This is a genomic window from Vibrio brasiliensis LMG 20546, from assembly GCF_000189255.1.
GTDB classification, from domain to species: Bacteria; Pseudomonadota; Gammaproteobacteria; order Enterobacterales; family Vibrionaceae; genus Vibrio; species Vibrio brasiliensis.
In genome coordinates this window covers 130,245-153,922 of record NZ_AEVS01000008.1, presented here as the reverse complement: position 1 = coordinate 153,922, position 23,678 = coordinate 130,245, and the positions used below count along the sequence as shown (strand labels likewise).

At 46.4% G+C, this 23,678-nt stretch carries 23 protein-coding genes; 10 read left to right on the top strand and 13 right to left on the bottom strand.

Features of this window, described 5'->3' with window-relative positions; genetic code table 11:
• Nucleotides 1-75 precede the first annotated feature (75 nt).
• From RH46_RS01710 to RH46_RS01695, 4 genes are read left to right on the top strand one after another with little or no spacing between them, the layout of a single operon-like run.
• Nucleotides 76-1,488, top strand: a complete 1,413-nt coding sequence (locus RH46_RS01710) for a TolC family protein (RefSeq protein WP_006877671.1) — start codon at nucleotides 76-78, stop codon at nucleotides 1,486-1,488.
• Nucleotides 1,489-1,499: 11 nt separating this feature from the next.
• A complete protein-coding gene (locus RH46_RS01705) occupies nucleotides 1,500-2,477 on the top strand; it encodes an HlyD family secretion protein (protein WP_006877670.1) in 978 nt (325 codons plus the stop codon).
• A gap of 12 nt (nucleotides 2,478-2,489) precedes the next feature.
• Nucleotides 2,490-3,653, top strand: coding sequence for an ABC transporter permease (locus tag RH46_RS01700; RefSeq protein ID WP_006877669.1), 1,164 nt, complete (start codon nucleotides 2,490-2,492; stop codon nucleotides 3,651-3,653).
• Nucleotides 3,650-4,798 (top strand): ABC transporter permease, encoded by a 1,149-nt coding sequence (locus tag RH46_RS01695; RefSeq protein ID WP_006877668.1) that lies wholly within the window; start codon nucleotides 3,650-3,652, stop codon nucleotides 4,796-4,798. The genes RH46_RS01700 and RH46_RS01695 overlap by 4 nt, the downstream gene beginning before the upstream one ends.
• Nucleotides 4,799-4,811: 13 nt before the next feature.
• On the opposite strand, the gene RH46_RS01690 is transcribed toward RH46_RS01695, so the two are convergent.
• The 4 genes from RH46_RS01690 to RH46_RS01675 all read right to left on the bottom strand — a co-directional run bounded on the left by RH46_RS01690 (nucleotide 4,812) and on the right by RH46_RS01675 (nucleotide 10,971).
• Complete coding sequence (locus RH46_RS01690; protein WP_006877667.1) at nucleotides 4,812-6,986, bottom strand: CHASE3 domain-containing protein; 2,175 nt, start codon at nucleotides 6,984-6,986, stop codon at nucleotides 4,812-4,814.
• 304 nt (nucleotides 6,987-7,290) lie between these two features.
• Entirely contained in the window at nucleotides 7,291-10,008 is a 2,718-nt protein-coding gene (locus RH46_RS01685; RefSeq protein ID WP_241210038.1) for a bifunctional diguanylate cyclase/phosphodiesterase, read from the bottom strand.
• Nucleotides 10,009-10,162: 154 nt separating this feature from the next.
• The gene (locus RH46_RS01680) at nucleotides 10,163-10,600 is read right to left on the bottom strand and encodes a DUF3859 domain-containing protein (RefSeq protein WP_006877665.1); all 438 of its coding nucleotides are present in this window, start codon (nucleotides 10,598-10,600) and stop codon (nucleotides 10,163-10,165) included.
• A complete protein-coding gene (locus tag RH46_RS01675) occupies nucleotides 10,576-10,971 on the bottom strand; it encodes an ATP-binding protein (protein ID WP_006877664.1) in 396 nt (131 codons plus the stop codon). The genes RH46_RS01680 and RH46_RS01675 overlap by 25 nt, the downstream gene beginning before the upstream one ends.
• Nucleotides 10,972-11,101: 130 nt before the next feature.
• On the opposite strand from RH46_RS01675, the gene metA reads away from it, so the two are divergent.
• The gene (gene metA / locus RH46_RS01670; RefSeq protein WP_006877663.1) at nucleotides 11,102-12,043 is read left to right on the top strand and encodes a homoserine O-acetyltransferase MetA; all 942 of its coding nucleotides are present in this window, start codon (nucleotides 11,102-11,104) and stop codon (nucleotides 12,041-12,043) included.
• 178 nt (nucleotides 12,044-12,221) lie between these two features.
• Nucleotides 12,222-12,749: a type IV pilus biogenesis/stability protein PilW gene (gene pilW, locus RH46_RS01665; protein ID WP_160162427.1), complete on the top strand. Its 528-nt coding sequence runs from the start codon at nucleotides 12,222-12,224 to the stop codon at nucleotides 12,747-12,749.
• A gap of 1 nt (nucleotide 12,750) precedes the next feature.
• Here pilW and RH46_RS01660 read toward each other — a convergent pair whose 3' ends face one another.
• Genes RH46_RS01660 through RH46_RS01650 form a run of 3 tightly spaced genes read right to left on the bottom strand, consistent with a single transcriptional unit; the run spans nucleotide 12,751 to nucleotide 14,526 of the window.
• The gene (locus tag RH46_RS01660) at nucleotides 12,751-12,945 is read right to left on the bottom strand and encodes a hypothetical protein (RefSeq protein ID WP_006877661.1); all 195 of its coding nucleotides are present in this window, start codon (nucleotides 12,943-12,945) and stop codon (nucleotides 12,751-12,753) included.
• 19 nt (nucleotides 12,946-12,964) lie between these two features.
• Entirely contained in the window at nucleotides 12,965-14,017 is a 1,053-nt protein-coding gene (gene rlmF, locus RH46_RS01655; protein ID WP_006877660.1) for a 23S rRNA (adenine(1618)-N(6))-methyltransferase RlmF, read from the bottom strand.
• 5 nt (nucleotides 14,018-14,022) lie between these two features.
• Complete coding sequence (locus tag RH46_RS01650; RefSeq protein ID WP_006877659.1) at nucleotides 14,023-14,526, bottom strand: M48 metallopeptidase family protein; 504 nt, start codon at nucleotides 14,524-14,526, stop codon at nucleotides 14,023-14,025.
• A gap of 116 nt (nucleotides 14,527-14,642) precedes the next feature.
• Here RH46_RS01650 and RH46_RS01645 point away from each other — a divergent pair, with 116 nt between their 5' ends.
• Nucleotides 14,643-14,876 (top strand): glutaredoxin family protein, encoded by a 234-nt coding sequence (locus RH46_RS01645; RefSeq protein WP_006877658.1) that lies wholly within the window; start codon nucleotides 14,643-14,645, stop codon nucleotides 14,874-14,876.
• Nucleotides 14,877-15,124: 248 nt separating this feature from the next.
• Here the strand turns inward: RH46_RS01645 and RH46_RS01640 are convergent, their stop codons facing one another.
• From RH46_RS01640 to RH46_RS01625, 4 genes are all read right to left on the bottom strand, one after another.
• Entirely contained in the window at nucleotides 15,125-16,087 is a 963-nt protein-coding gene (locus RH46_RS01640) for a transposase (RefSeq protein ID WP_006877657.1), read from the bottom strand.
• A gap of 159 nt (nucleotides 16,088-16,246) precedes the next feature.
• A complete protein-coding gene (locus RH46_RS01635; protein WP_006877656.1) occupies nucleotides 16,247-16,492 on the bottom strand; it encodes a Rho-binding antiterminator in 246 nt (81 codons plus the stop codon).
• Nucleotides 16,493-16,530: 38 nt separating this feature from the next.
• Nucleotides 16,531-17,988 carry a molybdate ABC transporter ATP-binding protein ModF gene (gene modF, locus RH46_RS01630; protein WP_006877655.1) on the bottom strand — a complete coding sequence of 486 codons (1,458 nt, stop codon included), beginning with the start codon at nucleotides 17,986-17,988 and terminating at the stop codon, nucleotides 16,531-16,533.
• A 118-nt stretch (nucleotides 17,989-18,106) separates the two neighbouring features.
• On the bottom strand, nucleotides 18,107-18,976 hold the full coding sequence (locus RH46_RS01625) for a LysR family transcriptional regulator (RefSeq protein ID WP_006877654.1): 870 nt from the start codon (nucleotides 18,974-18,976) through the stop codon (nucleotides 18,107-18,109).
• A 105-nt stretch (nucleotides 18,977-19,081) separates the two neighbouring features.
• Here RH46_RS01625 and RH46_RS01620 point away from each other — a divergent pair, with 105 nt between their 5' ends.
• The 3 genes from RH46_RS01620 (at nucleotide 19,082) to RH46_RS01610 (ending at nucleotide 21,634) form a co-directional block, all read left to right on the top strand.
• The gene (locus tag RH46_RS01620) at nucleotides 19,082-20,329 is read left to right on the top strand and encodes an MFS transporter (protein WP_006877653.1); all 1,248 of its coding nucleotides are present in this window, start codon (nucleotides 19,082-19,084) and stop codon (nucleotides 20,327-20,329) included.
• The gene (locus RH46_RS01615; protein WP_006877652.1) at nucleotides 20,326-20,898 is read left to right on the top strand and encodes a DUF1415 domain-containing protein; all 573 of its coding nucleotides are present in this window, start codon (nucleotides 20,326-20,328) and stop codon (nucleotides 20,896-20,898) included. The genes RH46_RS01620 and RH46_RS01615 overlap by 4 nt, the downstream gene beginning before the upstream one ends.
• Nucleotides 20,899-21,058: 160 nt before the next feature.
• The gene (locus tag RH46_RS01610; protein WP_006877651.1) at nucleotides 21,059-21,634 is read left to right on the top strand and encodes a nucleoside triphosphate pyrophosphohydrolase family protein; all 576 of its coding nucleotides are present in this window, start codon (nucleotides 21,059-21,061) and stop codon (nucleotides 21,632-21,634) included.
• A gap of 302 nt (nucleotides 21,635-21,936) precedes the next feature.
• On the opposite strand, the gene btuD is transcribed toward RH46_RS01610, so the two are convergent.
• Both btuD and btuC read right to left on the bottom strand, forming a co-directional pair.
• Entirely contained in the window at nucleotides 21,937-22,692 is a 756-nt protein-coding gene (btuD, locus tag RH46_RS01605; protein ID WP_006877650.1) for a vitamin B12 ABC transporter ATP-binding protein BtuD, read from the bottom strand.
• A complete protein-coding gene (gene btuC, locus RH46_RS01600; protein ID WP_006877649.1) occupies nucleotides 22,679-23,674 on the bottom strand; it encodes a vitamin B12 ABC transporter permease BtuC in 996 nt (331 codons plus the stop codon). The genes btuD and btuC overlap by 14 nt, the downstream gene beginning before the upstream one ends.
• Between the last annotated feature and the right edge of the window lie 4 nt (nucleotides 23,675-23,678).

Genomic DNA, 23,678 nt, shown 5'->3' with positions numbered 1-23,678 from the left:
TTTTTTGTTGCTAGTGATTGCGACATCAACAACTAGAGTATAAACTCTAATTTTTAACAATTAGGGTACATTACTATGTCGTTGCGTCCCGTCGCGCTGCTCCTTGGTTGCCTTGGACTCTACACCCCTGTATCTCATTCTGCTGCAATCAGCTTCGAACAGGCCTGGCAGGTATTACAACAAGAGAACTACTCTCTGGCTGCCCAACGTTCAAATGTTGAACGTTATCAGCACCTGCAAAATGCAACTGACAACCTCAATTTACCCTCTGTCTCAATTGGCGCTAACTACACTCGCCTCGACAACGATGTAACCGTATCCGGTCATCAACTGTTCGAGAGTACTGGAGGAGCTCTGCCCGATTTAGGCCCGGTTCTTGGCCCTATGCTAACGCCTCTTATCTCTGAGCTTGGTGGTGTAACATCAACCATCACCGAACGCGATATCTTCACCTCATCTATCCGTGCTATCTGGCCGATCTTTACCGGAGGCCGTATCAATGCCGCACAGTCAGCTGCAGAGGGTAAGAAAGAGCAGGCAAGCAGCGAATTAGCGATGGAAACTCAAGCTCGCTTTGAAGATCTAAGCAAATACTATTTCTCGGTCGTGCTAGCTCAGGAAGTGGTTAAAACCCGACTGTTGGTCGAACAAGGTCTGACTCAGCATCGCGACAATGCGGTGAAACTGGAACAACAGGGCCAGATCGCTCGCGTTGAGAGACTTCAGGCAGACTCAGCCCTCGACAAAGCCGTTGTTGAGCGTAAGAAAGCGCAAATGAGCCTGCAAATCGCACAATCTGCCCTGACAAAAATTCTCAACCAGACCACTACTGTAGAGCCAGCTGACACTCTGTTTATTAACCAAAATCTCCCTAATCAGGATCTTTTCGTCGATCAGACACTGACCACCTATCCTGGTTTGGCACTACTTGATGCGAAAGAGAAACAAGCCTCAAGCCTGATTAAAGCAGAGCAAGGCAAATACTACCCTGAAGTCTACCTGTACGGTGATTACAGCCTTCATGAGGATGACTCTCTGGCAAGCCAGATGAAACCTGACTGGCTGGTTGGTGTCGGCGTAAACATTCCTTTGATTGAAAGCTCCGGTCGTAGCGATCAGGTCAAAGCGGCACACAGCGCAGTTTCTCAGGTTCGCTACCTGAAGGCACAGGCAAAACAGGATCTATCTGTACTGGTACAGAAAACTTACCTTGAAGCGATGCAGGCTCAGCAAGAAGTAGAAGGCCTTGATTCAACGCTCGATTTGGCGCATGAGAACCTTAAACTTCGCCAGACTGCCTTTTCACAAGGTCTGTCGACATCAACCGACGTAGTCGACGCTCAGCTTTACCTTGCTAGTGTGCAAACCCAGCAATCAGTGGCAAGTTTTAACTATCTGATCTCTCTGTCTAAGTTACTGGCACTATCTAACCAGATGGATGCATTCAGCCAGTATCAACACAACGCTATCAACACTTCTCGTCTATAAAAGGGTCTAAGATGAAAAATGCAAAACCACTACTTCTTACTGCCGTTGCATTCGGTGTCGCATCTTGGATCGGCTATAGCTTCTACCAAGCCTATCAGCCTAAGCCAGTGCGTCTTCAAGGCCAGATCGAATCACAACAGTACAGCATCTCTTCCAAAGTACCAGGCCGCATTGATCAGGTACTGGTTCGAAAAGGTGATGAGGTTAAACAAGGTGACCTAATCTTCACACTGCATAGCCCAGAGATCGAAGCCAAACTGGAACAGGCTAAAGCTGGCGAGAAAGCGGCTGATGCAATGGCAATGCAGGCTGAAAAAGGTGCCCGAACTCAGCAGATCCAAGCTGCAAAAGACCAATGGCAAAAAGCCAAAGCCGCTTCTGCACTAATGGAAAAAACCTACCTGCGCGTTAACAACCTGTATCAGGATGGTGTCGTCGCAGAGCAGAAGCGTGATGAAGCGAAAACCCAGTGGGACGCCGCTAAATATACTGAGAGTGCCGCTTATCAGATGTATAAGATGGCGCAGGAAGGGGCTCGTAGCGAGACTAAACTTGCTGCTGCTGAAAAAGCACGTATGGCAGCCGGCGCAGTGGCAGAAGTCGAAGCTTACGCTCAGGATACAACCATTAAGAGCTGGTTTAATGGCGAAGTGTCACAAGTACTATTGCAAAGTGGCGAGCTGGCTCCGCAAGGCTTCCCTGTCGTCACAGTCATTGACACTGCCGACTCATGGGCAGTGCTTAACGTCCGTGAAGACTGGCTGAAATATTTCAATAAAGGCGAAACGTTTAACGCCTATCTGCCCGCTCTTGATAAAGACGTTGAATTTACCGTGTCACATATTGCTGTGATGGGCGATTTCGCTACCTGGCGCTCAACCGATGCGTCACAAGGGTTCGATTTACGTACCTTCGAAGTGGAAGCCGTTCCGACCATGCCACAGCAAGGCCTGCGTATGGGAATGAGTCTGGTCGTTGAGCTCGACTAACGGTTGCGCGACATGGATACAAACAACTCATCCCAACTTGCTATGATTCGGCGTGATAAATGGTTACTGTCTAGTCTTACCTGGATACCTGTTTTGCTGGCAGTAATGATATGGGCGATCTTTTCTCAGGGTATCGCCCGCAACCTGCCAGTTGGTGTCGTTAATCTCGATAATGGCGCACTTTCTCACCAGTTAGTGCGTTACTACGATGCGACCTCAGCGATGGCGGTCAGCGCAGAATACCAAAGTGTCACTCAAGCTAAGCAAGCCCTGATACAGGGTGACATCTACGCCTACGCAGTTATTCCATTTAACTTTGAACAGGACACTTATAAACAGCTGGCACCCCAGGTTAGCGTGTTTTATAACAGCCAGATGATACTGGTGGGCAAACTGATCAATTCTGCTTTTCTACAAGCACAGGGAACATTTAACGCCCAGCTAAGCACCGTTGGAAATCTCGCTCAGGGTAATCATGCACTCGCCTCCGCTATGGCCAGTGCGGTACCGTTCAGAACTCAGATAACTCCCCTATTTAACAAAAACTCCAACTATGCTCAATTTCTGGTTTCTGCGGTAATACCAGCCCTGTGGCAAATTGTCATCGTGGTCAGCACGATATTAATCCTGTCTGCTAACCTTCGTGACCGAGGGCTACAACCTTGGCTCAGTCACCAGCCTGTAAGGTCCTTGTTAGCCACTCTAACTCCGTACAGCTGGATATTTGCGCTGCAGGGTTTTGCTTTTTTATGCTGGTTCTATCTCGGTTTTAAATGGCCAATGAATGGCAGCTTTTTCACGATAATTATCGCTCAATGGGTCACCATCGCGGCCTGTATGATCATGGGTTGTCTGTTCTTCTTCCTTACTCTTGATGCAGCGCGCGCTATGAGCTTTGCAGGTGCCTTTACCGCTCCCAGCTTTGCTTTTATGGGCATAACCTTTCCGGTAACAGATATGAGCCCTCTCGCACAGGCGTGGCGCAGTTTGCTACCAATCAGTCACTACATCGAAGCTCAGGTCAGTCAGGTCAGCTATGGACAACTTGCTAGCGAGTCGTTACTTCATCTGCTGCCGATGTTTGGTTACGCGGTTCCAGCCGCTTTGGCCATCTTGCTGATTAACAAGCATCTTGCCGCTGATCTACTGACGCGACCAAATCAGGAGCAACTATGAGTCTGTTTGAACTTGTAAAAGCAGAGTTGAAAGCGCTACTCACCAACCCTGTTGTCGTGCTGACTGTATTTGGAGGCGTGGTATTTTACTCTTTCCTGTATCCACTCCCGTATAGTCATCAAACTCCTCGAGAGCAAAAAATCAGCGTGGTTAATCTCGACCAAAGCCAAACCAGCTATCGGTTAGAACGAATGGTCGACGCAACACCACAAGTTGAGATCGTTCGGCGTGACCACACTCTAGTCGACGCGCGTAACGCATTCTTATACGGAGATATCAGCGGTATCCTGGTTATCCCTGAACATTTCTATAAGGATTTGATGCTGGGTAAAAGTCCTACTCTGGCTTATGCAGGTGATGCATCCTACTTCTTAGTCTACGGTACAATAGTAGAGGGCTTAGCTCAGGCTGGTGGCACCTTATCAGCTCAGACAAAAGTGGCTAAGCTGGTCCTAGAGGGTCACCCGTTATCACAAGCAGTTAACCAATACGCGCCTACTAAACTCAACCTCAAGCCTACTTTTAACCCTACAATGGGTTACGTTGATTATGTCGTCCCGGCGGTATTTGTGCTGATTCTACAACAGACGCTCGCCATGGCTGCGGGCTTGATGGTAGGCAGTCAGCGTGATGGTACGGGTTACTGGAGTCAGGTTACCCCCTTAAAACTCTTATCAGTAAGGCTGTTAGTGCTCGTAACAATCTACTATCTGCTGAGCATGTATTATTTTGGCGCCAGCTTCACCATGCATGGAGTGAATCAACTGGCACACATAAGCCAACTTATCACGTTGCTGTTGCCATTTTTAATCGGCTCGGCAGCCATAGGTATCTGGTTGGGGGCAGTGACGCCAAGACGGGAATTAGTCACTCTCGTGGTCCTGATAAGTTCCATGCCACTAGTTTTCAGTGCCGGTTTTATCTGGCCTGTTGAAGCGATACCCTCACCTATCGTTTGGTTATCACAGCTATTTCCGAGTACGCCCGCAATACAGGCTTTCCTGACCATCAACCAGATGGGCGGGGAGTGGGCAAGCGTTGCCAGTCACTACACCTTGTTATGGTTACAAGCGATAGCTTGGACTGGTTTGGCGTGTTTTTCGCTAAGAAAACACTTGGTTAAAAAAGTACAGGCTGGTTACTAACCAGCCTTTTTGCTTACACTTTAAATTGATTGACCATTTGTCGTAGTGACTCTGCTTTATTAGCTAACTCTTGCGCTGAACCTGATGCCATACCTGCCTGTTGATTGGCATTTTGTGACGCCTCTGAAACAGTTTCTACGTTTTTGGCCACCTCACTACTGGCAAGAGACTGCTCTTCTGCTGCCGCTGCAATGCTATCAATCATACTCGCCACTTGCTGCGCGCCACTGACGATATCTTCCAAACTATTGCCAGCTTCGGTCGCCAGACTGAGCCCCTCATGGACATGACTTGTGCCCGACTCCATTCGCGTCACCGCTTCATTTGTTTCACTCTGTATCGCCTCAATAGACTCACCAATTTCTTTAGTCGCACTTGTGGTTCTATCTGCCAGAGCTCGAACTTCATCTGCTACGACAGCGAAGCCCCTGCCCGCTTCCCCGGCGCGAGCAGCTTCAATTGCAGCATTGAGGGCCAATAAGTTGGTTTGTTCAGCAATATCATTAATCACATTAATGATTTCACCAATCTGTGCTCCACGTTTACCCAACTCAGCAACACTGTTCGATGATGCCGTCACCGCTTCGTTGATAGAGTTCATACCTTCTATGGTGCTGGCAACGATTCGCCCACCTGAATTAGCCTTGACCCCTGCATCTTGAGCACACGCTGTCGCATCTGCTGATTTGGTTGCGACCTCTTGAATACTGACTGACATCTCCTCAATAGAGGCTGAAATCTGCGCGACTTTATCCGCCTGCAGTTCAAGCTCCCGCGTCATATCAGTATTGGCCTGACTAATTGCAACCGAGCCACTGACAACTTCGTCTGTAGTTGAGAGAACTTGAACCATTGCACTATTAGTTTTTCCTACCGCTTGGTTAAAGCTTTGTGCCATTTGGCCTAATTCATCCTTAGAGCTAACAGAGAGACTTGCGGTAAGATCACCACCAGCAAGCAGCTCAAGCCCTTTTGCCACCTCTGAAACCGGCTCTGTGATAGCTTTTATCACACCCCAAGAGATCATCGCGCCAAGTGTGATTGCCAACAGTGTTCCAAAAATCAGGGTGTTTTCCATCGATTGCGCAGCAATTTGAGCAGACGCCTGACGTTCGATCATCAAGCTATCTTCCATGGCGATAAAGTCAGCAATCTGAGAACGAAACTTATCGAAGTAGACCTTACCTCTCGCTTCTCCAACTAAGGCCGCCATGTCATTCATACTTTTTGCGTCGCCAATATCGGTCCTTAACTGAATGACTGGTGTAACGACTTCTTTCTGCCACTCCTCGATGGTCGACTTCATTTCACTGAGTAGCGTAACCTGAGCCGGGTTATCACTTACCGTGCTCTTCAGTGATTCAATATCTTGATAGAATCTCTTGCTGCCTTCGTTATAGGGGTTTAAGAACTGCGACTGGCCAGCCAGTAAGAAACCTCTCATTCCCGTTTCCATATCGACAGCAGAAGCGAGGATTTGTTGCGCTGCTTCAATCACCTTATGCGTATGGTTAACCCAATCACTCGCTTCATTCAAAGAGCTCAATGATGTTGAGAGTTCTCGGTAATCTTGTGACGATATAAAACTCTGAGTATTCACTTCGTCCAACAAACGCACGCTACTGTTGAAGTTTGATTCGTTTTCCTGTTGGCGTTGTTTTAGTAGTTTAGTTTCGCGCTCGACAAACAAGTCAACTTGGCCACGAAACTTATCAAAGTAAACCTTTCCTCTTGCTTCGGCGACAATATCGGCGATATCGTCCATGGTTTTAGCGTGTCCAATTTGTCGGCGTAATTCTATTGCGGGTTCGGTGACATTAGTCAGCCACGCATTGATTGTTGTTTCAATTTCACCAAGGCGATTTACTTGAGTTGGGTTATCACTGACCGTCCCTTTTAGATCTGCGACAAGCCGTGTGAACTCCTGCTGGCCATTCTTATAAGGTTGCAAAAAGTCTTCCTTACCCGCAAGTAAATAACCACGCATACCAGTTTCCATATCAACAGCAGCAGCCTCAATCTTCATTGCCTGCTCTATGACTTTATGAGTATGGTCGACCATTCCACTGGTTGTTACCAAAGAACGAGAGCTTGAAATAGAAACAATAGAAAGGAAAACAAGCAAAGTCAGTGGGATGCCTGCACCAAGCGCAATCTTAAACTTTAGAGGGATATTTCTTAATGCCATTTCGACTCCTAAGCCTAACCAAAGCGATTTAAATAGACGGTATTGTTAGGTATAGACTTGTTAATCAGGTCACGCTAGCCGACAAACCAAAGTAGCAGTACAAATTTTATGGTTATCATGTTTTCGAGTGTTTCGTTGCCTCCCTTTCAACTAAATAGTTGCCAGAACACATAGCCGTCGAAATTTCTTGTTTTACATACCAACTGAATAGCCAAAGTTGTTAGTACTCATAAACCTTAGTACTCCCCTAAGAGTCGGCACGAGGAACATGTAAAAACGCCCCCGATTGAGGAGGCGTTCAGAGTCAGCTTCGAGCCGACTTGAGCAACTTTAGTACCTGATTTGACGGCATAGGTTTGTAGAAATAGTAACCCTGAATCTCCTCGATGTTCCAGCTCTTGAGCTTGCGAGCCTGAGAGGCGGTTTCCACACCTTCAGCGACCGTTGTTAGGCCAAGTTCCTGAGCCATATTGGCAATGTTCCTCACTAAGCTTTTAGCCCGGTCATTACTCTCAATCTGGTCGATATAAGATTTATCTAACTTGACGATATCCAATGGGAAACTACACAAGGTACTAAATGAAGAGTAACCCGTTCCGAAGTCGTCAAGAGCAAACAGCAGACCTAATGACTTCATCTGCTCCATACGACTCGTCACTTCTGCTTCGTCTCCCATCAGCATGCTTTCGGTCACCTCAATGACCAGTTGACCCGGTTGGAGCTGATACTTGTCGATTAGCATCGCTAGATATTTGGGCAGCTCAGTATGATAGAAATGGGATGCGCTCAAGTTGACGTGCATTGTCAGCATGGTTTGGCCATTTTCACTGCGTAGTTTATTTACCGATTCGATGAACTGACACGCCTGTTCGAGGATGCTTTCCCCCAGAGCAATAATCAAATGGCTCTGTTCGGCAAGCGGAATAAATACCCCAGGAGAGATGAAACCAAACTGTTGATGCTGCCAGCGAGCCAGCGCTTCAAAGCCATTGATTTCACCGCTGCCGGTATCAACAATAGGTTGATATACGGAATAGATATCACCGTTGGCAATTGCACCTGAGAGATCACGTTTAATAGCGATCGCAGTTTTCGCTGAGTCAAACATATCACTGTCAATAGTGATCACATTAACTTCACGGCGGTTAGCTTTGTCAGTAGCAATACTATGAATCGCAGCCTGAATGAGTATATCCAGCGGCTCGTGGGTGATACCCGGACTGACGAAAGCAATATCGCACTTCAAATCCAGCTCTACATTTTCAACAGTCTGCTTTTCTAATAACGCTTCAATCATTTTCGCTGCGCTACCAGTCGCCTGTTCACATTCCAAACGATTCGGGATCAGTACCAAAAACTCATGTTCACTAATTCTTCCGACCGGATACGGTGCTAAAGTGTCACCAAACAGATTGGCAATCAGCTCCATAGAAGCATCGAATGTCTGGTGACCGTATACCTCCGAAATATGAGATAGGTTTGGAATGGTGACATACATAAACGAGAAGCGATTCGGAGCTGAAGCAAGCAAGTTGCGCGCTTTTTCCATTATCGATTTTCGGTTCCATAAACCCGACAGGTGATCACGTTCGACAAGATCTTCGATCATTTTTGCCTGCTGCTTATGTTCACGTACATCCACCACCGACAACATCAGTGCTGGTTGACCCTGATACTGTATTAGACTGATTTCAATCTTACAGTCGATCTCTTCGCCACTACTGGTTAACATTTGGGCTTCAAACTGAGTCTGACCTTGTTTAAAGCTCTGATACATGCCATCAATCTGGCACTCAGGCTGATCGCTATCTGGGCACAGTTTATCCAAAGGCTGATCAATCAAGTCATCCCTTTGGTAATCCAGTAGTGACAACGCCGTAGGGTTAATATCAACAATGACTCTCGCCCTAATCAACAAAATCGCAGTCGTTCGGCTTTGATAGAGGGCGGTAAACTTCTGTTCTGCATCATGTAACTGCTCTTTAGCCGCCGATGTATTGATTGCCAGCGTTTGCACCAGTTTAGCTAACCGATCCAGTTCATCTTTATTCGGTTGATCGAGACCTTCAAGTTGATAGGCTGAGAACAGCTCATCAATATCTTTTTCTAAATCAGAAAAGCGCACCGCTACCCGTCGCTTAAACGTGAAATAGGTCGCCAGAGAGATGATGATGGTAACGATGGCTACTGCGCCAAGCAGGTAAGCAAAAAGAATGTTACCTTTCTGATAGTAGTTGCGCTCGATAGTGGTTGTAAGATGTGCCACAACCTGCCCCGACACACCATAAAGGTCTGCCGATTGAATCAAAGCCTGTTTGGTTTTTTCAATGTGATTATTCGTTTCAGGGCTATGATTAGCCGGACTATCACTAAGAGGAACAATCTGGCTTTCTGCAACTAAAATCTCACTAAAATCACCAGGGAAGCGCAGAGAAAGGTTTTGACCCCAGATTATCCAGCCAGAGGAAGCAGACGTGCCATCGCTATTTCGTACAGGAGTAATGGCTAATGTCCAAATTTCGCCCTCAATCTTAAACAGGCCACTTAGACTGTCTCGACTGCTGTCTAGTACGCTGTTCATCCGCGAAATATGCTTAGTAACTTGAGGGTGGTCCAACACTTGCGTGAAAAGCAATTGTGAGTCCCCTTCAATTAATGCAACCGCATCGACGAACTCGCCATGTAAACTGGTCAACATCATCAAATCGACATCTAATGCATCGAGTGAATCAGGATGAAAGTTGCGCTCGCGATATCCTATTAGGTCTTTACCAAGTAACACGTCGTTGGTTTCGTCCCAATATGCCCAGTCATAGGAATGGTCTTCAAGCTTGTCGCTCATCATAGTAATGACGTTACGAGCCTGCAGACTTGCGCGATTTGACTCCAGAGTCTCTAAACCCGTCAAGCTAACAACGAAAAAATAGCGTGTAATGTACAAACAGCTAAGTGTAACGCCCAGTAGACCCAGCAAAAAGTAAAGAGCGGTCTTAGTTTGCAAGTTGAGGTTTAATACGCGCATTTGCTTCATTGGCTATATATTATATTTCTATTACTGACTGTTCAGTTTATTAGAAATCGCTCATGCTTGGTTTGATATATATCTAAGTTATTAATCTTTATTAACTTAATAATGATTCGATATATCAGTTTACAACATCCCTGTGCTACTAGAGCTAAAACCCTCGTTGCTTCCAGAACTCTCCCTCATCGCGCGCATAAACATCAAAGGTTTTCTCCGCAACGATGCTACCTTTGATTGAAATCATCATCCGCCATTTGCCGATATTGGACTCAAAGCCATTTATAGGATCAAGGAGTTGAATAGTATCACCGAGATAGAAATCCCAATCATTGCTACCAACATGCATATCCCCGGTGAAAGGCTCCAACATTTGGCCTTTTTTACCTAACACACCCGGATGATCAATACAGAACTCAATCACCTCACCTTTGGCCTTTTTGATGTTAACGATAAAGCCAAACTCGATATCTTCATCGGCTGGAACCTTGGTTGTAAACTCTGCAATCTGGGGAAGTTTTTTCGCGTTGGAATCCCACCCTTGATAGATTCCGTAAGACGCCATTTCTACGACTGGCGTACGTTTCGCCATTGCTGCCACCGTTTTTTCATACTGTTGATTGTTTCTTGTGTCACGCCATGAATGTTGCCGTAATCATTAGTACATTCAAGTACTTCAAACTCGGCTTTGTAGCGTTTTGCCATCTTAAAGTAAGGCATTATTTCCCAGCGCTGAACAAAGGTATTGGACACCACCACATCTTGTTTCTGTTTAAGGCACTGCTCTGCCATTGCCTGACACCATTGGTGCGCGTCAGCAATCTTGTCAGCTTGATAGACATACTCACCATCTTGGTTGATAAAGAACATATCGGCTTCGAGGTGCTGCGCATTGATTGTCTTAGCTAAAGTACTTTTACCAGAACCCGGCAGGCCGCGAATCAGCGTCAGTTTTACAGTCATAATTCACATCGTTTGCTGTCGTTGCTGAGAATCATATTATAAATTGGCTCGATATAGCTATCGACATCTCACTTTGATTGGGTTAAGTTTGGAAGTATAGACGTCCACAATAAAGCTTAGGGAGAAAGCTGTGCCTATTAAGATCCCCGATCAACTACCTGCTTCTGACGTGTTACGCACTGAGAACATTTTCATCATGCCAGAATCGCGTGCGTCGACTCAGGAGATTCGTCCGCTAAAAGTTCTGATCCTGAATCTTATGCCGAAAAAGATAGAGACAGAAACCCAGTTTCTACGTCTACTGTCTAACAGCCCGCTGCAAGTGGATATCGAGCTATTACGTATCGATGACAGGCCAAGCAAAAACACGCCAACCGAGCACCTGGACAACTTCTACCGTCAGTTTGAAATGGTCAAAGGTCGCAACTTCGATGGCTTGATCATTACCGGAGCACCTTTGGGCTTAGTGCAGTTTGAAGACGTGATTTACTGGGAGCATTTACAGTCAATCATGAACTGGGCTAAAGACCACGTTACTTCGACACTCTATGTTTGTTGGGCAGCGCAAGCTGGTCTTAAGCTACTGTACGATCTTCCTAAACGTACTCGTAAAGAAAAGCTCTCCGGTGTTTATCATCACAAAATCCATCAGCCTTATCATCCTGTTCTACGCGGCTTCGACGATACCTTCTTAGCGCCTCACTCTCGCTACGCAGACTTCTCACCAGAGTACCTAGAAGAGCATACCGACTTAGATATTCTTGCAACATCGGATGTCGCAGGCGTCTATCTGGCGGCAACCAAAGATAAGCGAAATGTGTTTGTCACTGGTCATCCTGAATACGACTCTCATACTCTGCACCACGAATATGTTCGCGACTTGGGTGAAGGAATGGAGCCGGCAATTCCGGTTAACTATTACCCGAACAACAACCCAGACAATAAGCCATGCGCAAGTTGGCGTAGCCATGGACACTTACTGTTTGCTAACTGGCTTAACTACTGTGTTTACCAGCAAACGCCTTACGACCTTGATCACTTTAGCGAAGCTAACTTCACGAAAGACGACTAATCTCCGCGCTTATATGCGGGGTATGACTTACTTAGTCATACCCCGTTTTCATTTCTGAGTACATTTAATCGCTCTTCCATTCCAGCCCCAGTAATCCCTCCTGCCCTTAATGCGACTGTCCCGATAACCTTGCCCTATCAAACAACAACTTTCTCCCGATATGATACGTGCTTTGTTATTGAGTTTGATTGTCCTATACGGTTGCACCCGCTCTTTGCCAGAGTTGGATTACCCCGCGCGCCAGCAAGCAGACGCCCGGATTGAGCTTGGTATTGCCTATTTACAACGAGGCTATTATCCAAAAGCCTATGAAAGCCTCTCGACAGCGCTCGAAGTTGACCCCAAATACTATCGGGCTCAACTTGCGATGGCGCGATATCTGGATATTGTTGGTGAGATGACAAAGGCAAAACATCTTTATGAGTACACGCTGCGCACCCATCCTGACAACGGTAACGTGCTAAACAACTATGGTACTTTTCTCTGCCGCCAAGGTAAGTATCAACAAGCGCTAGCCCTACTATTACAAGCCACCCGATTGCAAGACTACTATGCAATTGCGGAGAGTTATGAGAACGCGGGTCTTTGCGCACTGAAAGCCGGAAACTCAGACCAGGCATGGAACTATTTTGAACGTGCGCTACAACACCAGCCCAACAGAACCAGTACCTTAATCTATTTGGCCAATTTAGAGAGTGAGGAGTGAATCAGCGTTTTTTACGCTGAGAATGATGGGTTTGTCTTCTGCGACGGACACGCGAGGCGCGTTGAATCTTTAGGTACTCTTTGTAAAGAATATAAATAAATCCACAAAGTCCAATAATAAACAGAACCGCAAACAGCAGCAGGAAGCTGTCGCAAATCCAGGCTGGCTCACAGGGCATATAAATCTCAAATTCCATATGCCCCCCTTAGTTTGATCTATTTATTTAGCATCAGCCACTGCTTGCGCTGCTCTTGAGTATGGAATGTCCAAGCAATAAAGCGGCTGGTTTTCTGTCCTTGGCTCATTTCTACGATTTGAACCTCTTTCGCGCCAGCTTTTTCGAGATTCTTACGCATCCAACGAACATTCTCTTTCTTAGAGATTAGCGTAGAAAACCACAGTACTTGGTGCGCGAAATCACGACTTTCAAACGCCATGTTCTTGATAAAGGCGGCTTCGCCTCCAGAACACCACAATTCTGCCTGTTGGCCGCCAAAGTTAAGCACTGGTGCGACTTTATTTTTCGAAGCAGATGATGCTTGTCCACGTTTGACTTTATTGGTCGACAAGTTATTGATTTTGCGAGCACTACCCTGCTGCGCTTCTTGTAAAGACTTATGAAACGGTGGATTGCAGGTAGTGATATGATAGAACTCACCCTGCTCAATAATCCCCTTAAACAGATAGCGACTCTCTTTCTGCAATCGACACTCTATCTGACCTTCGAGCACTGGATTATTTGCCACAATCTTATTTGAGTTATCGACCGACACTGGGTCAATATCAGAGCCAACATAGTGCCAACCGTATTGAGTCGCTCCTACAATCGGATAAATACAGTTTGCGCCGACACCTATGTCCAATGCATTGACACGCTTAGGAGCAGAGCCACCACAATCATCTGAAAGTAGCTCAGCTAAACGGTGAACATAGTCAGCACGGCCGGGAATTGGCGGACAAAGGTAGCCTTGCGGAATATCCCATTGAGTCACTGAGTAGTGATGTGCCAGTAATGCCTTATTAATTAGCTTGACGGCAACCGGATCAGAGAAGTTAATGCTCGCCTCTCCTTTAGGATTTTTCACTACGTACTGTTTAAGCTCAGGTAACGCTTCTATCAAAGCTTTAAAGTCGTAGCGCCCATTGTGCAGGTTACGCTTATGCAGACCCGCTTTTGTCTTACGCTTGATCACCTTAGTCTCTGATGGCACTGACTTGGCTGGAACAGCTTTGTTGCTGGTTTTAGTGTTTTTATTTTGACGAGTCATAGTGATTAATTGCGGTTCACTGTTTCTAGATAAATCATAAACAAACGGGCATCAAGCTCCAGTTGATGGTAATCCGGCTCCATATGACAACAAAGCTGATAAAACGCCTTGTTGTGTTCCTTTTCCTTAAAGTGCGCTAACTCGTGTACCACCAACATACGCAGGAGTGGTTCCGGAGCATTTTTAAACACGCTGGCAATGCGAATTTCGTTTTTAGCCTTAATCTTACCGCCATGGACTTTATTGGCATATGTGTGCAGACCAAGGGCATTGTTGATCAGATGAATCTTATTATCGTAGAGCACTTTACTAAGTGGAGCCGTCTTCTTCATATAGCGGTTCTTTAGCGCCATTGTATATTCGAATAAGGCTTTCTCACTTTTGATGGTGTGATTCTCAGGGTAACGCTTTTCAAACCAAGCGGCGAAGCGCCCCGACTCAACCATCTGCGAGACAGGAGTCAGAATATGTTCAGGATAACCTTGGATATAGCGTAATACAGGATTCATACTCACCACAAAGTGAAGTCAGGTCTACAAAAGGGGCATAAGTCTACCCTATTCACACTTGCCATTCACGGTCTTTTCATTAAACTCTGCGCTGAATATATACCTAGGAACACACCATGAAACGACTTGTACTGTATGTTAAAGACAAATGCCCACACTGCAAAGACGCACAGCGTTACCTAGACTCTAAGGGCTATCAGTACCGTTTAACTAATGCGAAGATGCAACGTGGACGTAAAGAGCTGGATGCAATTGGCGCTCGCTCCCTGCCTGTATTAAAAATCGGTGACCGTTATATGATTGGCTGGAACCCAGGTAACTTTGAGAAAATGTATAACTCAAAGGGTTAACGGGACAGGCACCAGTAGTAGTAAGGACAGTCCCTATAAGCTGCAATAAACTCTGGGCACAAATAGCTGCTCGTTTTGGGCGATGCCCACCCTGAATAAATACTTTGTTACTACGAGTTTTTGCTCTCATCGGGCAATTCTGACAACAGGTTGTAGGAATCTGTTGTTTCGAGCCAATTCGGTTAATAGAAACCCACTGAGCTTTATGGAAGACTGGAGTTGTTGGCCAAGACAGTTGTAAGTGGTGGTTAGCTATCTAAACGAAGTAGATTGAGTCTCTTTCGCTTCAGCATCCGTTTGATATGAATTGCACTTTTTGAAAAACCGACTGCCGTACTTCGATGACGTTCTAATTTCGTACATACCTCTGACCACCTCAACTGACTTATCTGAAGCCGCTGTAATATAGGTGGCGCACTAGCACTTAAGCTCGCCTTGTCCTCTTGATATAGACGAGCGGTCCAATCAACAAGCTCGATATAATCAATCAGTCGAAAAGGAATTCCATCAAGCAGCTTGTTCGTGGGGGAACCTATAAACGGATGCAGACAAGGGGCGGTTACTAGATGATTTCTTAGCGCTTCTAGCCTTGCTTGAATGGACGTGTAATCTGAAGCTTCTGGTGTTTTAGCTGTACCTGCTCTTAATGGATTCAAATCAACATACGCCATAGCAGCAATAAGCGCCTTCTCATCCAGCAAAGCCTGACTTTTGAAACGGCTTTCCCAAAAGTGTCCTTTGCATTGATCCTCTTTATTGGCCTGACAAGCAATTTCAAAATTGAGCTCTTTCATAAACCAACTCAGGCTCCACAGTCGCTCTCGCCATGACTCGATGAGATCTAAACACACGTCTATTTCCGATTGGATAGTAAGCTGATCTTCTAGCCATCTCGTTACAATGCTTGGCAGTTTGTGCTCTTGCCGCCAGCGTTCAACAACCTCATAAGCCGATAACTTCTGAGCTTTATTGCGATTGATATGTACAACTAAGTGGTAATGGTTACTCATGATGGCATAGGCACAAATATCTATGCAGTACACCTGAGAAAGCGTGACTATCTTACGCTTAATCCAGTCTCGGCGATGCTCATAGCTTTGCTGGGTAACGGGGTCTTCTCCACAGAGAAAACTTCGCCTCACACAACGTGAGACACAGTGATAGTAGGGAGTTGCATCGATACATATTTGTTGCTTTCTGGCAGTAGTCATCTCTTATCTCAAGTGGAGGTTGTCCATTCAAGTTAAGAAAGCAATCCATTCTCGGCAATCTTTGTGCTTCCGATATCTGTTGTAGATATCAACAACTCATACTAAATTCATCCTTTATGGTGTGTGTCCCGTTAAGAAGAAAGAAAAAGATTTGCTGAGTTAAGCGAAAGTCTTTTGATTGAAATGAGGGTTGTCGACCAGAACTTCCAGCAATGAAAGATCATCGAGCACAACCAGTTGCTCGACACCATTTTGATCCAGTTTAATGGCTTCCTGCTTGTCCTGGTTGCGTGCGGTGTCAAGCGCCTTACCTTCGATAGTCTGACCGGATTTTAGCGTCAAACGAACCGGATAACGGTACAAACATACAATCTCGATATAGTCATAGTCATTGCAACTGATCATTTTGTTCTCCAATTCGCTTGCTGGCTCCGATTGCCGAATTAGCCGCTGCAGCTAATCTGCGCCTTATAGCAACTAGCATCTTCATCAAAGACAAATTCTACCTCGTTGGCTATGCTCTCAAGCTTATCATTCTGATAGTGAGAGACATACAGCAACTGGCTTAAGTTCTCTTTTGCGATCAGTTCCAGAGTGTTTTTGACTAATCGTCTGCCCAAATAATCTAACCCCTGGTAAGGTTCGTCAAGGATCAACAGTGCGGGCTGTTTGACGATAGCTCGGGCAATCAGGAGTAGTCTTTGTTGCCCATACTCAAGCTCTCTGAACGAGGTGTTGGCGTACTGGCTCATATGGAGGATTTCCAACCACTCTCTGGCAACCTGAATCTCTTTCTTACTTGGCTGCTGATAGAGACCTATCGAGTCGTAAAAGCCCGACAAAATGACTTCAATCGCCTTACAACTGACTCGGTACTGCAGGTGCAAGGCAGATGAGACCATACCGATATGCTTTTTGATCTCCCAGATTGACTCTCCAGAGCCTCGCTGATTACCAAATATCTGAATATCGTTAGAGTAGCACTGAGGGTGGTCTCCAAAAATAAGCCCAAGCAGAGTACTCTTACCGCAGCCATTGGGCCCTTTGATTTGCCAGTGCTGACCGTTTTCGATTCGCCAGTTCAGCTCACTAAAGATGGTTTTGTCGGTGTAAGCGACCTGACCATTGCGAATTTCAAACACCGGGTTTTGAAAGTGATGACTATGTTGGTAACGGTGGATAAGCTCCAGCATCTGCTCACTTTGTTGCTGAGACTGGGCTTTTATTTGACGAATCACCGGATGTGACTCCCACTCGCTCTTAGGCATCACGCTTTCCAGTTTTCCATGGTTGAACATGGCAATTTGTTCAACCCAGTCCGGAATATCTTCCTCGCGGTTGAAAGTCACCACCATCTGAATCGACTTTGACAACTCAAACAGGTACTCAGCCAGCGAAGCTCGGTGAGCGACATCTAAACCGGTAAATGGGTTATCAAGCACAACAAAATCAGGTTGAGTCGCGAGAGCTCTTGCCAGCATTACGCGCCGGGTTTCGCCAGTCGACAGAACACGGAAACCACTTTGCTGCAAATGGCTAAGGTCTAGCTCGTTAATTAACTTATTGGTCAGTTCCTTTGACTCGCACTGCTGGTAAATCAGAGAGTAAACCGAAGTCCCCGTATCAATTCGGTCTAAATAATCGGTTTCATCCTTGGCGATTTCTTCTTCCAGCAGTCGTTGCTGTTCAACCAGCGAAACCTGAGCAATTCGCCCTTCACTTGCTGCAAGTATAGATTCAGGAACATCATACTCACCACAAAGAAGACAGCCTAGCGCTGAGCCAATATCCCCCTCGGTACTGAATACGCCCCATGATTGACCGTGGTCGATAGTCCACTTTTCAATATCGAGTTGATTGGTGCCAGTTTCCAGAGAGAGCTGGTTGATACGGATTTGCATAGAATGGTTTCCCTACCCTTCAAAACTTGTTGTGACAGATAGCTTCAAACTACTTGAAAGCTCGCCACGGTGCGATAGGGAAACAGTAAAGTGTGATATTCGCAGCGAGATTAATCGTTTAGGTGTACTGCTTAACAAAATCAATAAAGGTTCGGTCCGCCATAGAGAGATAACCGTGTTTACGCCACGCCAAGGATAGGTTGATCTTCACTCGTGGTTCAAATGGCACACCAACCACATCTTTCTCATTTTGCGTTACCAACTCGAGTAGCGCAGTAATCGCAAACTCATTTTTAACGATGCTTAGTATCATCGGCAATAGATTAGTTTCAAACGAGAAGCGCATCTCTTTGTTACACTGCAACGCCTTATCTTCAAGAAAGTCGCGATGAAAGTAACCGGGTTTGAACATCACCAGTTCGTTGTCAAAAAAGGCGTCAAAAGAGACAGACTTCTGCTTAGCAAAGGGGTGCTCTTTCGCTACGACTGCCAACATCTCCACCTGTAGCAAATGATCAGTATCCAGATCATCAGGAACATTAACGTCGTCTATCATGCCGATATCCAACTCGCCGTTAAGCAGCATCTTACGGATATCCCGCGTACCAGCATCGACCAGAGTTAACTTAAGATTCGGGTAACGACTGTTAAACGCCATTAATATCTGTGGGAAGAAGTATGAACCCATCATACTCGGAGCACCTAACCGAACCTCACCTTTTTCAAGCCCTTTAAGTTCATCAATGGCAAGCTGGGCGTCCTCTAGCTGCTGCAGGATACGCTTGGCGTGTTCGTATAACACTTTCCCCTCATCGGTCAGCGACACCTGACGATCTTCACGGCGAAACAGTTCAACGCCCAGGTTCTGCTCAAGCTTCTTAATCGAGATACTCAGTGCGGGTTGAGCAATATGCAGCGCTTTGGCAGCACGGGTAAAATGGCCATGCTGCGCCACGGCGACAAAATGTTTGAGGTGTTTTGATTCCAACTCTCATCCTATATATTTTTTATATCATCATAATATTTTTAATATATTTCATTTATCACGTGGCGACTGATATTTTGCTCACATATTCCCATTTGAGTTACCAAAATGATTGAGCTTAAAACCAAGCAGTACCGATATGTCACTTTCAGTCTAGCGTTAGGCTCATTTCTGGTATTTTGTAATCTCTACCTGTTTCAGCCGATGCTCCCTTTCATGGCCGAGCATTTCTCGGTATCTGAAACCCAGATCAACTGGGTATTCGCCGCCAGTACGCTTGCATTATCTGTATGCCTGGTACCCTGGGCAGTAGCGTCAGAATCCTACGGTCGACGTAAAGTTATGCTTATCGGTCTGGTAGCTATGCCAGTCATCGGGCTTGGGATGTTGATGTTCGACTCGCTGATCGCGCTCGTTGTTCTACGCGCTTTGATGGGTGTTGCATTAGCCGCATTTGCTTCCGTCGCCGTCGCCTACATGGTTGAAGAGCTGTCAGAACAAGCATTCGCTCAGGCGATTGGCGGTTACATTGCGGCCAACTCTTTTGGCGGTATTGTCGGGAGAATCATTGGCGGCACCTTAACCGACGCATTAGGCTGGCAACAAGCCGTAATTGTCGTTGCACTATTAACGCTGGGCGGTGCACTTGTGGTGCTGTTTACCCTGCCTAAACAACAGAACTTCACTCCGCAACGAGGCATGCTGCGTTACCACAATCGTGCTCTGGTAAAACACCTCAAGAACAGAACCATCTGGATTGCAATGGTACTTGGCGGGGTCAATTTTGCCCTGTTCGTTAATCTGTATTCAGTCATGGGTTTCCGTCTGGTTTCAGAACCGCATAACCTTCCCGTAGGTCTGGCATCATTAATCTTCCTCTGCTACCTGGCAGGTACACTGAGTTCAAAGCTCACTTCGGTATGGCGTAAGCGTCATCGCAGCATTTCTGGGATAGTGACAGGGACGACTATCAGCCTGCTCGGAATGCTCATCGCGTACGTGGATTCTATGGCATTCATGGTACTGGGCTTGCTATTGATCAGCTTTGGCGCCTTTTTCACCCATACCCTTGCTTACGCCTGGGTAAGTCAAAAAGCAACCCATGCCAAAGCGACTGCCACTGCACTCTATCTGGTTCATTACTATGTCGGCGGCAGTATTGGTGGATTCTTCCTCATTTACTGCTGGCAACAAGGTGGCTGGGGTTATGTCATGGCCGGTGGCTCTGTGCTCTACGCCTTGATATTTGCCCTGTGCCATAGCTTGGCTCGTATCGAAGCGGCAGCCCCATTAGACAAGCCAGCACAACAAGAATCTGCTATCCTTGCGCCAAATTCTAATTTGGAAGCAAAATGACTAACCAAAGCTCAACACAGATCAGTAGTCAGCAAGTGTCTGACGCTGTCGAACAATGGCTGAACGATGTCGTTATCGGTCTTAACCTTTGTCCGTTTGCTGCAAAGCCACAACGCAACAAACAGATAAAAATCTTCGTTAGTGAAGCACAAACTGAAGAAGCGCTACTGGAAGACATTCTGACTCAGTTACTTGAGCTCGACTCTACAGAGCCGCAGCAACTAGAAACAACATTGGTTGCGGTGCCAAACATGCTCAGCGACTTCTATGACTACAACCTGTTTATTGACTGGGTTGAAGCCCTGATTCGTCAACAGGGCTGGGAGGGTATCTTCCAGTTAGCGACGTTCCACCCAGACTACTGTTTCGGTGGCGCAGAACCAGAAGATGACGAGAACCTGACCAACCGTTCTCCGGTACCCGTATTCCACCTGATTCGCGAAGAAAGCATGGAAAAGGTTCTTAAACACTATCCGAATCCTGAAGCGATTCCGGATACCAATATTGCTCGTGTAGAGTCTCTTACTGCAGAAGAGCGTCGCAAGCTGTTCCCATACCTATTCCGCTAATTGGTTGATGCGGCAAACAGCGAGTGAGCTTCATAAGGCGTTTTGCTCCGGTATCGCTCAATAGTTTGTCGCTCAGCTCATTTATTTTATAGCGCCGATAGCGGGATCAGACCCGCTTTGGTAGTATTGCTCCACCATAATGACATCCGGGTTAATGGATATGCACCTTTCAAAACTGACCACTGATATTTTTAATCACCTTTACCGTGATATTTCTGAATTCCGTAGCACCTTCGATCTACCTGTAGCTTCACCTGAGAGCCTAGATGACAAGGCTGACACTCTACACACTTCTCTGGCTATCGAAGAGTTGACTGAGCTGGCTGAAGCAGACAATAAGACTGAACAAGCTGACGCGATCATCGACAGTGTTTACGTTTTGATGGGCCGTCTGGTACACCTTGGTCACGACAAAATTGAAGACAACCTGGCGATTAACTACCTAATCGATCTACTGCTAAATGTCGCAGTCAACCGTGGTATCGACTTCTTACCTTGTTGGGACGAAGTGCACTCAAGCAACATGAGCAAAGTATGCCGCAACGAAAAAGAGTACGCAGAAACTGAAGCGCACTACGCTGAGCAAGGCATCAAGCTGATGGCAGTACAGAAAGGCGATTACATCATCGCTAAGTGTGCGGAAGATTTCGTTGCTGAAGGCAAAACAATCCGCCAAGGCAAGGTACTTAAATCGGTCTACTACCGCCCTGCAGATCTTGCGCCACTGACTAAGTAAGTCAACGCCTGATAAAAAGACGCCACCTTCGGTTACCCTTAGGTGGCGTAAGCTGCCATAGTCAAAAACTGACTTCATTAACTGTCGGTTTGTTACCACTCACGTAGCGCTCCCCTCCAGTCAAATCCGCCTAACAAGAACGAGAATGTATCGCTATTACTATTGCCAATAGCGTGCCAATCTTGAAAAGTTTTTAACTCATTGATTTTTAAAGACTTGAAAAAAAAGCAGCTTCACTATTCACTTATCAACGATCTAAACCAGTGCAAGGTGCACCAAACTAACCCTTTAGTGGTAGTCAATCATTCAAACAGCAAGACTGGTTCTCCTTCAAGCATCACTTGTTTCACATGGGTTTTAAACACTCTGGATAACTCGCTAGCCGTAAGCACTTCCGTCGCCAGACCATAGCTTTGCAACACGCCTTTATCCAGCAACAAAGCTTTATCCGCATGTTTAAGAGTTCGATTAAGATCGTGGTTAGACATAATCACACTAATACCCATGTCAGCAACACGACGGATAAGTTTATACAACAGGCTTTCCTGACCGATATCCAGCGGCGCTGCAGGCTCATCAAGGATAAGTAATCGCGCGTGAGGGTTGAGCGTTGGCCAGATTTGCAGACAAATGGCGCACAGGCGTACTCTTTGCCATTCTCCACCGGACAGATGATGAATTGAGCGATGGAGTTTGTCGTCAATCTCTAGCAACTGGGACAACTCCTGAATCACACTTTCAAGTTCACTACTCGAAGAGTCAATAAAGGCTGGCAAAGATAGTGAAAGGTAGTGAACCACATCGAGGTTGAACGCAGGACGGTCACTTTGAGCGAGAAACGCTCGGCAATCTGCCAGAGCAGAAATCGAGCTATGTTCTACATCGAGATCATTAATTTGAGCCTGACCATCAAACGACAGTAAACCGGCTACTGCTGCCAGCAAGGTACTTTTTCCACTACCATTTGGACCGATGACATGCAGGATTTCTCCCCCTTGCACCTCAAAGGAGAGTGGTAGTAGTCGAGCGCCGACAGAAAGGCTATTAACGTGAATCATGATTACTTACCAGCATCCAGATGAAGATCGGCGCGCCAATCGAGGTAGTCACTACCCCCAGAGGCAGCTCTGCAGAATCAAGCGCGGTTCTGGCGATCAAATCAGCAAACACCACTAATGTCGCACCTGCAAGGGCAGAAATAGGCAACAAGTAGCGATTTTCACTACCAAAAGCGAGCCTGAGCAGATGAGGAACTACCAGACCAACAAAGCCGATAACGCCACCGAGTGCTACCGCTCCGCCAACTAAAATCGATACAGCAAAGATTAGCTTCCAGCGCGCGGCATCGACATCAACGCCCAGCTGCTTAGCATGTTGCTCGCCCATCATTAATTTGTCTAGAAGGCGACCTTTACAACACAACCACACCAGTACAGGTACCAGCAACAAGGTCAGAACGTGATGATACCAACTTGCCGCACCTATGCTGCCCATCAGCCAGTACATCAGTTGACGCAAACTAAGGTCATCACTGAAATAAAATGCCCAGGTCACAATCGCTCCGGAGAGAATACCTAAAGCGACACCGACCAGGAGCAAACGCGTGGTAGTGAGCCGTAATGACTTAGCGACAAACACAAGCAAAAGAGTAAATGCCAGAGCACCGACAACCGCCGCTAACATAAAGCCAATTGGCGTCGCCAGAACAGGAAAGAAGAACAGCACCAACACCATCATAACGCTGGCACCACCAGAGATACCAAGCACACCGGGTTCAGCCAGTACGTTACCTAACAATACCTGTAATACGGCGCCAGACACCGCCAGAGCTGCACCAACCGCTATCGCTGCTAATAAACGTGGCAAACGCAGCTGCATGATCAGTTGCTCCTGCAATGATGAGAGCGTCTGGAAAGGAGAAATAAATACTTCACCGACCATCAGATAAACGGCGCTGATGACAAAAAGTGTGATGGCGAAAAGTAAACCAAAGCGCGCCCATCGATGCTGTCTACGGTTAAGTAGCTGAGTAAATTCCATGTTG